Here is a 12,713-nt window from a genome sequence, read left to right as displayed (position 1 = left end):
CCGCGCCGCGATCGCGGTCTTGCCTACCTAAACTGACGGAGTCAGGATGAGCTCCCTACACGGAAAACCCTCGGCTCTGTAGGGCCCTTACAATTTGCAGTGCTGCTGGTCCGCCGCCCCAATATTAGCGAGGCCCGGCACCGTTGCGAGAATCTTGTAGTGGCCCATCCCCAATTCTTTTCCAAAGGCTTCCCCTACCAGAACATCCTGCACGTGCTGGTGATCCGACGCCCGAAAAATAGACCGTCCTTCCTTCAGCCCATCGAACTCATGCCCTTCCAATGCCTTGATCAGTGCGGCCGTCTCGGTTGAACCAGCGCGCTGGATCGCGTCAAGGATCTGCGTCATCGCGGCATACCCCAAATAACACCGGGAGGTCGGCGTATGGTTGTACTTATCAATCACGCCTTGGATGAATCGCGTTGAACTCTCGGTGTTGATCTTGGGGTCCCAGATGAGGCCCCAAATTCCTGCATTGTTGGCATAACCCAGCGGGCGCCCAATCTGTTCACCGCTGATCATCCCGCCGATCCCGATCTTCTCCTTGGCCAATTCCAGCTTGCCGTACCCCTTCAACGCATGCACGAGATCCCATCCATAGAGATTGAGAATGATCGCCGTTGGCTCCTTGGCCTTCGCCGCGCTGAGCGCCGACACAAAGTCCGTGGAACCAAAAGGCATCAAGGCTTCGCCGACCAACTCCACCTTATGCGCCTCTGCCGCCTCAACCATGGCCTGCGCGGCGGCTTTGCCGTCGAGCGTACTCGTCGTAATCATGTACCAGCGAGTCCCATAGGCCTTCACCAGATGCGGCACCACCGCTTGCGCCAACATTTTTGCGTGGGGCATGAAGACAAATGTGTGGGAATTACATGCGACGCCGCTTAACTCGGGAAGATGAGACCCGGTCACCATGAACAGCTTGTTTTCTCTTTGAGCCAATTCGCTTACTACCAGCGCGCAATCCCCGTTGAACGTACCCATGAGCACATCAACGTGATCCTCCTTGATGAACTTGGTGGCGACTTTCAGAGCCTGCTCAGAATTCGAAGCGTCATCGGCTTCGAGAATCACCACCGGACGCCCCAGCACGCCACCCCGTTTATTAAAAAGATCCACCGCCACATTCGCCCCATGGACGTCATGAATGGAGGAGGTCTTATACGGGCTCGACAATGGATCAAGTATCCCGATCTTAATCGGCTCACCTACTGCAGCGTGAGCTCGGCCGCTGACGTCCAGAACCCGGTCGATCAGATCGCCAAACACCAAGGCGCCGCCGGTTGCGGCTGTCAGCTGAAGAAATCGTCTGCGTGAGAATGCAGTCATATGATCCTCCTGTAATCTTCACGACATTGTACGGCTCTGCGCATATTGCGGCAACGATCCTATCCCAGGCAAGAAGACCCCTCGCACGTCTTCTCCAATCGGAACACCTGGCTCAGTGAAGATCGTCGGACTCACATGGCCAAGCAGTTGATGATATTCCTTGCTGTAGTGGGTTGACACCCTTGCTCGCAAAACGTAGCCTGTCGTTGTTCTTCCCCGGTCGATCAGTCTCACGCACGCAAGGATTCTTCTGTAGTGAGCCACGCACTCATCCAGCACTCCCTCAACCAGTTGCAGGATCTCCGCAAGGTTTCCGGCACCACGCGCGAAACCGTGCTGCGCGAGGCGTTCAAGGACCTGCTCAAAAGCTGGGGCAAGCAGCATAATCTCGTTTTCATCCCGGAATACAAACTCGACACGCTGACCAGGGAGAAACGCTACGTCGATGGCGCGTTGCTCTACGAACTGCGCGTGCCGTTCGGCTACCGGGAGGCCAAGGACAGCACAGATGATCTCGATGAAGAGATCATCAACAAGTTCAAGCGCGGCTACCCAAAAGACAACATCATCTTCGCGGACACCACCCGCGCCGTGCTGATACAGAACGGGCAATGAGTAATGGAGTGCCCGGTCGAGGATGTCGATGCACTCAAGAAGCTGCTCACGCTCTTCTTCAGCTATGAGCGAACCGAGATTGCCGAATTCAGGAAGGCGGTCGAGCAGTTCAAGACCGACTTGCCGGCCGTGCTCGAAGCGCTGCGAGGCATGATCGAGCGCGCGCATACGGAGAATCCCGAATTCCGCAAGGCATCAGAACGCTTCCTCGTCCACGCGCAGGAGGCCATCAACCCCAGCCTCACGGACGCCGATGTGCGAGAGATGCTGATCCAGCATGTGCTGACGGAAGAGATTTTCGCGAAGGTCTTCCCCGACACGCCGTTTCACAAAGACAACAACGTCGCGCGTGAGCTCTACAAGCTGGAAGCCACCTTCTTCACCGGCAACACCAAGTTTCAGTCGCTCAAGGCGCTGGCCCCCTACTACTCGGCCATCAGCGCGGCCGCCGCGCAGATCGAACGCCACAACGAGAAGCAGGCCTTCCTCAAGGTCATCTACGAAAACTTCTACAAGGTCTACAATAAGAAACCGGCCGACCGGCTTGGCGTGGTCTATACGCCAAATGAGATCGTGCGCTTCATGATCGAAAGCGCCGATTGGCTCTGTGAAAAGCACTTCGGCAAGAACCTCATCGACCACGAAGTCGAAATTCTTGACTCGGCCACCGGCACCGGCACATTCATCACCGAACTTCTTGAACACTTCCGGGGTCAGCCAGCCAAGCTGAAACACAAATATCTGCAAGAACTGCATGCCAATGAAGTGGCGATTCTCCCGTACTACGTGGCGAACTTGAACATCGAAGCGACCTATGCGGCCATCACCGGCCAGTATCTCGAATTCCCCAACCTCTGTTTCGTCGATACGCTCGATAACGTCGGGCTCCATACCGCGCAACATATGTCTCAGGGCGCGTTGTTTGGGAGCGTGAGTGAGGAGAACGTCGCGCGCATCAAACGCCAGAATGGGCGAAAGATCAGTGTGATTCTCGGCAATCCGCCGTACAACGCGTGGCAGGAGAATTTCAATCTCAAGAATCCGAACCGGCCCTATCAGCATGTCGATGCCCGTATTCGGGAGACTTACCAGGAGTTAGGAACGGCACAGAATCAGATTGCCCTCTATGACATGTATGTCCGGTTCTTCAGGTGGGCCAGCGACCGCTTAGCTGAGAACGGTGTGCTGGCGTTCATTAGCAACAGAAGTTTTCTCGACAGCCTGACGTTTGATGGTTTCCGAAAGGCCCTCACAACCGAGTTCAACGAAGTATGGGTTGTCGATCTTGGGGGTGATGTGCGGGAGAATCCTAAATTATCTGGTACGACCCATAATGTCTTTGGGATTCAGACGGGGGTAGCCATTAGCTTTCTTGTGAGGCGTCACAGAGCGCAGGGATGCCGCATCTTCTCCTCACGCCGCCCTGAGATGGAAACGGCTGAAGAGAAGCTCGCCTTTCTCGGAAATACAAAGTTGGAAACAGCCGAGCGAGAGGAGACAAAGCCAGATCCCAAGAACAATTGGATTAACCAAACACCCAATGACTTCGATTCGTTATTGCCAGTTCTTGATAAGACCACGAAAGCGGCAAAGAGCAAAAGATCTGAGCGAGCTATCTTCAAGCTCTTTTCGGCGGGTGTGAAAACTTAGCGCGATGAGTGGGTTTATGACTTCTCATCAAAGGCGCTCGAAGCGAAGATGAAATTCTTTGTGGAACAGTATGAGCGGGAGAGAATAACTGGCAAGCATCAAACCAAAAACCTAATTAAGTGGGATCGCGAGCTCGATAAGTACCTCAACCGGGGAATCGAGAAGCATTTTAACAAAGAGGCGATCGTCCCAAGTCTCTATCGACCATTCTGCAAACAGTGGTTCTATTTCGATCGGCACTTCAATGGAATGGTGTACCAGTGGGCAAGCATACTGCCCACGCAGGCGGATACGAATCGTCTCATCATGTACACACAACCAGGTTCGCAGAAGCCTTTCATGGTTGGGTCAGCGGAGACGGTCTGCGACCTGCATTTCGTTGGAGCGGCGGCAGGGTCAGAGTGCCTTCCACTCTATCGATATGACGATGCAGGGAATCGCACGGATAACATCACCGACTGGGCGCTCGACCAGTTCAAGAAGCAGTACCAACCAGGCCGGACCAAGCAAAACCGCCCGATCACAAAAGAAGCGATCTTTCATTACGTGTACGGCGTTTTTCACGACCCGGCCTACCGCGAGAAATATGCGCAGAATCTGAGGAGAGAGTTCCCGCGCATTCCATTCTATGCCGATTTCTGGCAATGGGCCGACTGGGGCAAGGAGTTGATGGAGCTGCACATCGGCTTCGAGCAGGCTGCGCCAGCAAAGCTCACACGTACCGACATCCCTGATGAGAAGTCGCTCAAGGCTGGCATGGCACCCAAGGCGATGCTCAAAGCCGACAAAGATGCGGGCTGTATCGTGATCGACAGCGAAACCACGCTCTCCGGCATCCCGCGAGAGGCCTGGACTTATACCCTTGGCAATCGCTCCGCGCTGGAATGGATTCTCGACCAGTACAAAGAAAAGAAACCCAAGGACCCAACGATCCGCGAGAAGTTCGACACCTACCGCTTCGCGGACTACAAAGAGAAGGTCATCGACCTGCTGATGCGTGTGACCACTGTGAGTATTCGGACCGTCTCAATAGTAAACGAAATGCAAAAACGCGCAAATCGGTAGAAGAAATGATAGAAGATTGAGGGCTAGGTCTTGCGATCCAATATCACGCGGCGAAGAAATCCATTAATTCGCCTTTTCGCGGCACGGGGTGTCCCAGCGCTTGAAACTGATTGAGGGGATCTAACCCCCACTTGCTTCCCGCCACTGCCCGGGGTGGTAATGTCCGGCCAGGCCGTCGGTACCGTCTGATCCGTTGCACCTTCCTTTCATCCTCGGTAAGCTGCCTTTTCATGAGTTCTTCGAAACGGCAAGGAGCGTTCTTCGGGCTTGCTGCTGCCCTGTTGTTCGGCATCAGTCCTCCGTTCGCCAAGCTGTTGCTGCCGGAGAGTGGCCCGATGCTGATCGCAGGCTTGCTCTACCTTGGCGCGGGCCTGGGATTGCTCCTATTTGAGATAACCGGTCGTCCGTTTCAGCGTGGCGTACAAGAGGCCCCGGTTCGTCGGGTCGATGTTGGATTGCTGGCAGGGGTGATTCTTACCGGAGGGATGCTCGGTCCCTTTCTGATGTTGTGGGGACTGGAGCGCCTGTCAGGCGTTCTGACCTCATTGCTCTTGAATCTGGAAGCGCCCTTCACCGTGCTGGTTGCCGTGCTGGTCTTTCGCGAACATTTGGGACGACTCGAACTAGCCGGCGTCCTCGCGATCGTTGTTGCGGCAGGGATACTCACCTATCAGCCCGGCGCGATCCGTGGCGACCTCGTTGGCATTCTTGCCGTGCTGGGGGCCTGTCTCTGCTGGGCGATCGATAACAATCTGAGTCAACGTCTCTCGCTTCGCGATCCACTGGTGGTCACGCGCATCAAGACCCTCGGCGCCGGTCTCGGGATGCTCGGCCTGGCGGTTCTCACCAGCCAACCGTGGCCCTCGGTCAGGATGACGCTGGCGGCATTGCTGCTGGGACTCGTCAGTTATGGGGTGAGTTTGGTGCTCGACATGCGTGCCCTCCGGCTGCTCGGCGCGGCGCGTGAGGCGGGGTTCTTTGCCACCGCTCCCTTCATCGGCGCGCTGGTTGCCGTGCCGGTCTTGGGCGAGCGATGGAACATGCAAGACGCGATCGCTACTGCGCTCATGCTGCTTGGAATCTCACTGCTCCTCCGGGCACATCACGCGCATGCCCACAGGCATGAGGCGTTAGAACATGACCATGTTCATCAGCACGAAGATCATCACGATCACCGGCATGACGGGGAGAATTTTCTTCGTGGACCACATGCGCACCCGCACCAGCACTTGCCCCTCACCCATGATCACCCGCACCTGTCGGAACTGCATCACCGACATGACCACTAGGAGGCAGTGAAGATTGAGGGTCGAGTATGAGTATTGAATTCTTGTGAGTCCCAGATAAGGGGTCGGGTCTTGCCATCCAACATTGCAGGCCTATCCGCGCACGGCGGCCAGAAATTGCTTTCTCCAGCCTGCTGGCTTAGAATTTAAGCCACCTACAGGATTCGTTATGACGACTGCGAAGCCACCCCTCATTACCTCCACGCCTGATATTCTGGGCGGAACGCCGGTCTTTCGCGATACGCGAGTTCCGGTGCAGACCCTCATCGAGTATTTGGAGGGAGGGCAGACAATCGATGAGTTCCTCGACGGGTTTCCCACTGTCACGCGTGAGCAAGTGATTGCCTTCCTCGAAGAAGCCAAAGCCCGAATGCTTCCCGTCGCTTCGTGAAACTTCTCCTTGACGAGTGTATCGACCGTCGATTGGCCAAGGAGATCGACGGCCATGAAGTGGTCACTGTGCCGCAGGTCGGCTGGGCTGGTATCCAGAATGGCGAGCTGCTCAGGCGTGCGCAGGAGCAGTTCGATGTCTTTGTGACGGTTGACAGAAACCTATCCTTTCAACAACATCTCCCGCAATTTACCATCGCTGTCATTGTTCTGCAGGCGCCGACGAATCGCTTGAAAGACCTCCGACCGTTGATACCGCAGCTCCAACGAATGGTGCCAATGGCTCCAAAAGGTCAAGTGACTTGGGTTAGCCTGTAGCGTGTTATGCTCACCTCTTCCGCATGCGGCCTTGAGAGGAGAGCCCTGAAGCGATTTCATCTCGCCTTGCGCCCCCCTGGTATCAGCGAATTCAAGGGGATAATATATAGAACATTGCACCGTTTGCCCCGTCCTGCCAAGGAGGCCGCTATGCGATTTCTTCTGGCCGTTGACGAGTCCGAGAACTCCCATCGCATTGCCCAGTATGTTGGCTCTCTCCTGCGCCGAACCCCTGATGTTGCCGTCACTCTCTTTCATGTGCTCAAGCCCATGCCGCGGGAATTGCTGGAGCATGGCGGATCGGAGAATCCTGCCGCCGAGGCGCAATGGGGCGTGCAGTTGCGTAATGAGCAAGAAGCCTGGATTCGGAAGGAAGGGGAATCCGAGTGCCATGTCTTGAAGAAGGCGTGCGAGACGCTGGCACAATCCGGATTCGACACGAGCCATGTGGTGTTGAGGTATGGCCATGAGGACGATATTGCCGGGAATATTCTCGAAGAGGCGCGAAGGGGACATCATGAAACCATCGTCGTGGGGCGGCATGGAACGTCCCGGATCAAACGGATCTTCGGCGGCGGGGTGACCGATCAATTACTGCGCGACGCAAAAGGCTTTGTTATCTGGGTGGTGGAATGAAATGGTCAATGCCTCTGTCATTGAACAAGAACGTGCCGCGGACGAACAGATAAGAGGCCGGGTCTTGCAATTCAACATTGCGGAGCCTGTCCGCGCGGGCTTGAGAGGAGAGCCTTGAAGCGAGTTCATCTCGCCGTGGGCGCCTCGGATGCGGGGGCTTTTCCGCCGAGCGTGAGAGGGAAGAACCTGGGTCGGGAGGCTTTGTTGGAGCGACTCATCAGCGCACGTCGAACGACCTTCATCCTTATTAAATGATCCTTCCAAGCTCGCTCGTTACTTCTTCAGGGATGGGGGCTGATTGATCTTTCACTGCGCGCGTCCAACGAGGGCCTTCCCAGGCTCGCGCGTTGCGCGAGCACAGAAGATCATCAGGTTCCATCCCTTCCTCAGCTGAACTGATCCCAGGTATCACACTGCTTGATCGCCCAGAAGACGGCTTCCTTCAATTTTTTTAGTGCCTGATTGTCAGGATCCCGCAGTCTCTGCAGCTTCTTATCCAAATCATAGAGTGGTTGGATCGACCGTTTGTCGGGAATCTTGCCCAACGACCAGGCCACTTCGGTCAGCACCATCCAATCTGTTTTCGGATCTTGCAGCTTGGCCAGCAAGGGGAGGACAACTGACGCGTCGCCATGCACGCCGCCCAATTGCCCCAAACCCTTTGCGGCAGAGGCTTGCATGTCTACCATTGTGGACGTATTCATAACATCCACGAGCAGCGGGATCCCTTCCTTCCCGAGGTTGCCCATTGCCACCAGGGCCTGCTTGGCCAGATCGCGATCCTGAAGCACCTGCTTCAGCTTCGGCAGGGCTTCATCCGCCTGCATCTCCCCCAGCAGCGAAATGATTTTCACCTTCCTGGGCAGACTCGTCTCTGAAGAATCCATCAGCTTCAGTAATCGGTCGGCATGGCCCCATTCGGCTGCGAGAATCAAAGGAAACTCATACTTCTCAAGCTGATCCTTCAGACGCGCCATGGCAAAACTGCCGGGATCTCCAGCCTGAGCAGCCTGGGCGGCGGCAGAGGCATCTTCAAAATCAGTGCGGACTTCCTTCTGCCATTTAATCTTCATGCCGCCTAATGCATACGTCAGCTGGCAGGCCGGTCCTTTCCACAGACGAGAGGGTGCGTCAGGCAGATCATTGTCCCCCCCCGACGAGGCCGTGCCCTCCCAGGTCTTGCGCTGTTCGCATTTCACTCGGAATACCGCATCATGCGTCTTCGAGGCATCCTGCACCACGCTGTAGCCGACCTCGCCGAGACGGCGCGACACGACCGAAGACAATGGACCGGGATCACCCGCTCCCTTATCGGTCAGAGCGAGCGTCTCGACGAGCACTACTTGAATCTTATCGAGCTGCGCTTTCTGTTCAGCGGTAAAATATTCCCGATACGCCCCAGCCGGAGCACTCCATAGGATCAGGGCCCAACTGACGATGATGGAGATAAAGACAGAGTAGCGATACATCTCACCACCTCCTTACCCATGCGGAAGCTCGAGATAAACCAGATCTTGCAGCCGCCGGACACCGATATGGTCAGTATACTCTCCCCATCCAGGACGAGCCAGGACCCATCCGTTTCCACCCTCACCTCCCCCTTCAGGCAGGCCAATCCATACAGCCCCCTGCTCATGGTCCTCACTGCTCTCTATTGGTCGCGGTCCAGGCACTCAGAACTGCGTAAACCCCACGGGAGTATGGGTTGACAGTAGGTCGCCTTCGACGGTACAAAAGGCTTACACAATCGCGTGTTTTGCTGTCTCAGCATCCACGGCGACAGCCCCGCGATGCTCCCCACCGTGCGAGCGTGGCGAAACTGGCAGACGCGCGAGACTTAGGATCTCGTGGGTAACCGTGGGGGTTCAAGTCCCTCCGCTCGCACCAAATTTGACGGCAACTCCGTTTGGGCCCGCCCCTTATGGAACGTGGAAGGATATGGACGCATGACGATGAAGATGGAAATGACCGAACTGGGCCCCATGAAGCGGGCATTGAAAATCGAAGTCCCCGCTCAGGAAGTCACGCAGCGTTTCTCGCGCGCCTATACGGAACTGAACCGCCAAGTACGCATCCCCGGGTTCCGCCCTGGGAAAGCCCCACTGAGCCTCCTTGAAAAACGCTACGCCAAAGAAGTCGAGGAAGATGTCATTCGTAGCATCGTGCCGGATTTCTACGACCGCGCCGTCCGCGAGGCCGGCATCAGCCCGGTTCTGGTCGAGATCCCGCCGCTGGAACGGGTCAAAATCAAAAAGGACGAACCCTTCACCTTCACGGCCACAGTCGAAATCAAGCCGACCATTGAACTGCGCGACTACAAAGCCCCCAATCCGATTTCGCTGAAGCCGGACAAACGGACCGTCACCGACGAACAGCTCGATCGGGCCCTTGATGTCCTGCGTGAACAGCAGGCGAGGCTTGAAGCCGCCCCGCCCGGCACCGCATTAGGCGATGGAGATTTTGCCGTCGTTGATCTCGAAGGCTTTCTTGATAGCACGTCGCTTGAGGGAACCAAGAAAGAAGGCCAGCTTCACAAAGTCGGTTCCAAAGCCGCACTCCTCGGCATCGAAATCGACAGTTATTTAGTCGGCAAGAAAGACGGAGACACCGTCGAAATTCCTCAGAACTATCCCAGTAGTCATCCCGATACCCGGGTCGCCGGCAAGACCGTGAAGTTCAGCCTAGCCATCAAAGGCGTGAAGCAGAAAACGCTGCCGGCACTCGACGACGAGTTTGCCAAGGACTGCGGGCCATTCTCGTCACTTCAAGAAATTAAGGACAAACTGCGCAGTGAGATGGAAAAAGCTCTCAAGCGCGACATTGATGAATCCTACAAAGATACGATTCTCAAACGGCTGGCCGAAACGCACCACTTTGACCTGCCGGAAACCCTTGTGACACGTGAATTGGACGCCATCGTCCGGCAGAGACTCCAAGAGCGGCAACGTGGGAAGGCCACCGATCCATCACCCGCTGCCACGGCCGAAGAACTCAAGACCATCCGCGAAGAGAACCGCGACGAAGCCAACCGGCGCGTCAAAGTCGGCCTGATCCTCGAAGCCATTGCCACGAAGGAAGCTATCTCGGTCAGCCAGGAAGATATGAACAACGAAGTCACCAGGCTGGCAACCGAACTCCGCGTCCCGATGGCTGAGCTCGTGAAAATGATTCAAGCCGGCGGCCAGGATTCCATCGAAGAATTGCGCTCGCGCATCCTGGCGGATAAAGCGTTGGACTTTGTATACCGCAACTCTGTGATCCAAGGTTAGACACGGTGCCTGCAAGCGCCTCGAGCGAGGGGCGCGCTCCAAACATTGCGGAAAGGAATTGAATATATGTTGGTCCCGATCGTAGTCGAACAAACCAATCGAGGCGAACGCGCCTACGATATCTATTCCCGTCTCTTGAAAGACCGAATCATATTCTTGGGCGCGCCGATCGATGACATGTTCGCGAATCTTGTCATTGCCCAGCTCTTGTTCCTTGAGGCCGAAGACCCAGAAAAGGACATCAATCTCTATGTGAATTCCCCCGGCGGCAGCGTCACGGCAGGGCTCGGTATCTATGACACGATGCAATATGTAAAACCCCCGATCAACACGATCTGCCTGGGGCAGGCCGCCAGCATGGGGGCCTTGCTCCTCACCGCTGGAGCGAAAGGCAAACGCTACGCGCTCCCGAATGCGCGCGTCATGATTCACCAGCCCCTCGGCGGATTTCAGGGACAAGCCACTGAAATCGACATCCATGCGCGAGAGATTCTCAAAATCCGCGAACGGTTGAACGAGATTATGGCGAAGCACACCGGCCAGCCGATCGAAAAGATCTCTCACGATACCGAACGCGACTATTTCATGTCAGCGGAAGAAGCCAAGACGTATGGCCTGATTGACGAAGTCATTTCCCGACAGACCAAAGGACTCAAGTCTGTGGAGTCTGGGGACACAGCCAAAGACGGCGCCAAGGGTAAGTAACACAGGAGGACGCATGGCCAAGCAGGAGAAGGTGGATCGACATTTGCGGTGTTCCTTTTGCGGGAAAAGCCGCGATGAAGTACGCAAGCTGATCGCGGGGCCGACCGTCTATATCTGTGACGAATGCGTCAATCTCTGCAACGACATCATTGCGGAAGACTGGGAAGAAGCCAAGGAAGAAATCTCCTCCAAGCTCAAAAAACCAGCCGATATCAAGCACCACCTCGATCAATACGTTGTGGGACAAGACCGCGCGAAACGCATTCTCTCCGTCGCCGTCCACAATCACTACAAACGTATTTCCTCCAAGGAAAAAGACGTCGACGATGTCGAACTCCAAAAAGGAAACATCCTCGTGGTCGGCCCGACCGGGACGGGAAAGACCCTGCTGGCCCAGACCCTGGCCAAGTATCTCGATGTCCCCTTTACCATGGCTGATGCCACAACCCTGACGGAAGCCGGGTACGTGGGGGAAGATGTCGAAAACATCATCCTGAAGCTCCTCCAGGCAGCTGATTACGATGTCGAACGGGCTGAACGAGGCATCGTCTACATTGATGAAATCGATAAGATCAGCCGCAAGAGTGACAGTCCCTCGATCACGCGCGACGTCTCCGGAGAAGGTGTGCAACAAGCCCTGCTCAAGCTGATCGAAGGCACCGTAGCCAATGTCCCTCCACAAGGCGGGCGGAAACATCCGCATCAAGAGTTCATTCAGGTCAATACCAGCAACATCCTGTTCATCTGCGGAGGCGCGTTTGTCGGTCTGGAATCCCTCGTCGAGCAGCGCTTAAATCGCAAATCGATGGGGTTTGGGGCTGAAATTCGCGGACGCAGCGAGGCTCGACTGGGAGAAATGCTCGCCCACGTGCAGCCGGAAGATTTCCTCAAGTACGGACTCATCCCGGAGTTTGTGGGTCGCGTCCCCGTCGTCGCGACGCTGGAAGAATTGGATGAGCGGGCGCTGGTTCGGATCTTGACCGAACCACGCAACGCCCTGACGAAACAATATGAGAAATTGCTCTCCTTCGAAAAAGTGAAACTCAAATTTACCGACGGAGCGCTCGGCGCCGTCGCGCGCAAAGCCTATCTGCAGAAAACCGGGGCCCGAGGACTCCGTGCGATCCTCGAAGAAGTGATGCTGGACGTGATGTACGACGCCCCGTCGCAAAAGCAAATCAAAGAAGTCCTCATCACGGAAGATGCGATCTCCGGAAAGAATCCCCCGATTCGCATTTTCGAGCAGGACAAAGACGCGAAGAGCGCATAAACGCGACATTGCAGCCGGGCCGCCCGCGTGGCCCGGCGCACCTCTTTTTCCTTCCTGCGTATCCCCCCAATACTGGTTACCTCGGCCCGCCTTGCGGCTTTTCGGATGATTCTCACGTATTACTCGACAACATAAAATAACCCGCTATATTTGGGGAGTATCAGAATCGCGCTAGGAGGC

At 55.9% G+C, this 12,713-nt stretch carries 11 protein-coding genes, 1 tRNA gene and 1 pseudogene; 11 read left to right on the top strand and 2 right to left on the bottom strand.

What is annotated here, in order from left to right:
• Positions 1 to 87: 87 nt before the first annotated feature.
• The gene (locus Q8N04_19040; protein ID MDP3092775.1) at positions 88 to 1,329 is read right to left on the bottom strand and encodes an ABC transporter substrate-binding protein; all 1,242 of its coding nucleotides are present in this window, start codon (positions 1,327 to 1,329) and stop codon (positions 88 to 90) included.
• A gap of 255 nt (positions 1,330 to 1,584) precedes the next feature.
• On the opposite strand from Q8N04_19040, the gene Q8N04_19035 reads away from it, so the two are divergent.
• The 7 genes and pseudogenes from Q8N04_19035 (at position 1,585) to Q8N04_19005 (ending at position 7,289) form a co-directional block, all read left to right on the top strand.
• A complete protein-coding gene (locus Q8N04_19035) occupies positions 1,585 to 1,944 on the top strand; it encodes a hypothetical protein (GenBank protein ID MDP3092774.1) in 360 nt (119 codons plus the stop codon).
• Between the two features lie 3 nt (positions 1,945 to 1,947).
• Entirely contained in the window at positions 1,948 to 3,594 is a 1,647-nt protein-coding gene (locus Q8N04_19030; protein ID MDP3092773.1) for an N-6 DNA methylase, read from the top strand.
• A 12-nt stretch (positions 3,595 to 3,606) separates the two neighbouring features.
• A pseudogene (locus Q8N04_19025) lies at positions 3,607 to 4,659 on the top strand (type ISP restriction/modification enzyme).
• A 230-nt stretch (positions 4,660 to 4,889) separates the two neighbouring features.
• Positions 4,890 to 5,948 (top strand): DMT family transporter, encoded by a 1,059-nt coding sequence (locus Q8N04_19020; protein MDP3092772.1) that lies wholly within the window; start codon positions 4,890 to 4,892, stop codon positions 5,946 to 5,948.
• A gap of 166 nt (positions 5,949 to 6,114) precedes the next feature.
• Positions 6,115 to 6,336, top strand: coding sequence for a DUF433 domain-containing protein (locus Q8N04_19015; protein ID MDP3092771.1), 222 nt, complete (start codon positions 6,115 to 6,117; stop codon positions 6,334 to 6,336).
• Complete coding sequence (locus Q8N04_19010) at positions 6,333 to 6,653, top strand: DUF5615 family PIN-like protein (GenBank protein ID MDP3092770.1); 321 nt, start codon at positions 6,333 to 6,335, stop codon at positions 6,651 to 6,653. The genes Q8N04_19015 and Q8N04_19010 overlap by 4 nt, the downstream gene beginning before the upstream one ends.
• 150 nt (positions 6,654 to 6,803) lie before the next feature.
• Positions 6,804 to 7,289 carry a universal stress protein gene (locus tag Q8N04_19005; protein ID MDP3092769.1) on the top strand — a complete coding sequence of 162 codons (486 nt, stop codon included), beginning with the start codon at positions 6,804 to 6,806 and terminating at the stop codon, positions 7,287 to 7,289.
• Between the two features lie 386 nt (positions 7,290 to 7,675).
• Here the strand turns inward: Q8N04_19005 and Q8N04_19000 are convergent, their stop codons facing one another.
• Positions 7,676 to 8,758: a HEAT repeat domain-containing protein gene (locus Q8N04_19000; GenBank protein ID MDP3092768.1), complete on the bottom strand. Its 1,083-nt coding sequence runs from the start codon at positions 8,756 to 8,758 to the stop codon at positions 7,676 to 7,678.
• Positions 8,759 to 9,093: 335 nt separating this feature from the next.
• On the opposite strand from Q8N04_19000, the gene Q8N04_18995 reads away from it, so the two are divergent.
• The 4 genes from Q8N04_18995 to clpX all read left to right on the top strand — a co-directional run bounded on the left by Q8N04_18995 (position 9,094) and on the right by clpX (position 12,533).
• Positions 9,094 to 9,176 (top strand) — tRNA-Leu (locus tag Q8N04_18995).
• 59 nt (positions 9,177 to 9,235) lie between these two features.
• Positions 9,236 to 10,558 carry a trigger factor gene (gene tig / locus Q8N04_18990; protein MDP3092767.1) on the top strand — a complete coding sequence of 441 codons (1,323 nt, stop codon included), beginning with the start codon at positions 9,236 to 9,238 and terminating at the stop codon, positions 10,556 to 10,558.
• A 66-nt stretch (positions 10,559 to 10,624) separates the two neighbouring features.
• Positions 10,625 to 11,263, top strand: a complete 639-nt coding sequence (clpP, locus tag Q8N04_18985; protein ID MDP3092766.1) for an ATP-dependent Clp endopeptidase proteolytic subunit ClpP — start codon at positions 10,625 to 10,627, stop codon at positions 11,261 to 11,263.
• 13 nt (positions 11,264 to 11,276) lie between these two features.
• Positions 11,277 to 12,533 carry an ATP-dependent Clp protease ATP-binding subunit ClpX gene (clpX, locus tag Q8N04_18980; GenBank protein ID MDP3092765.1) on the top strand — a complete coding sequence of 419 codons (1,257 nt, stop codon included), beginning with the start codon at positions 11,277 to 11,279 and terminating at the stop codon, positions 12,531 to 12,533.
• The last annotated feature ends 180 nt before the right edge of the window (positions 12,534 to 12,713 follow it).

Source organism: Nitrospira sp., from assembly GCA_030692565.1.
GTDB lineage: Bacteria > Nitrospirota > Nitrospiria > Nitrospirales > Nitrospiraceae > Nitrospira_D.
Note: the sequence above shows the minus strand (reverse complement) of the source record. Positions and strands in the feature narration are given on the sequence as shown.

What these genes read in the sequence shown, in the direction of transcription:
- Q8N04_19040 (MDP3092775.1), bottom strand. Translation starts at nt 1,329, where the DNA reads ATGACTGCATTCTCACGCAGACGATTTCTTCAGCTGACAGCCGCAACC.
- Q8N04_19030 (MDP3092773.1), top strand. Translation starts at nt 1,948, where the DNA reads ATGGAGTGCCCGGTCGAGGATGTCGATGCACTCAAGAAGCTGCTCACG.
- Q8N04_19020 (MDP3092772.1), top strand. Translation starts at nt 4,890, where the DNA reads ATGAGTTCTTCGAAACGGCAAGGAGCGTTCTTCGGGCTTGCTGCTGCC.
- Q8N04_19015 (MDP3092771.1), top strand. Translation starts at nt 6,115, where the DNA reads ATGACGACTGCGAAGCCACCCCTCATTACCTCCACGCCTGATATTCTG.
- Q8N04_19005 (MDP3092769.1), top strand. Translation starts at nt 6,804, where the DNA reads ATGCGATTTCTTCTGGCCGTTGACGAGTCCGAGAACTCCCATCGCATT.
- Q8N04_19000 (MDP3092768.1), bottom strand. Translation starts at nt 8,758, where the DNA reads ATGTATCGCTACTCTGTCTTTATCTCCATCATCGTCAGTTGGGCCCTG.
- tig (MDP3092767.1), top strand. Translation starts at nt 9,236, where the DNA reads ATGACGATGAAGATGGAAATGACCGAACTGGGCCCCATGAAGCGGGCA.
- clpP (MDP3092766.1), top strand. Translation starts at nt 10,625, where the DNA reads ATGTTGGTCCCGATCGTAGTCGAACAAACCAATCGAGGCGAACGCGCC.
- clpX (MDP3092765.1), top strand. Translation starts at nt 11,277, where the DNA reads ATGGCCAAGCAGGAGAAGGTGGATCGACATTTGCGGTGTTCCTTTTGC.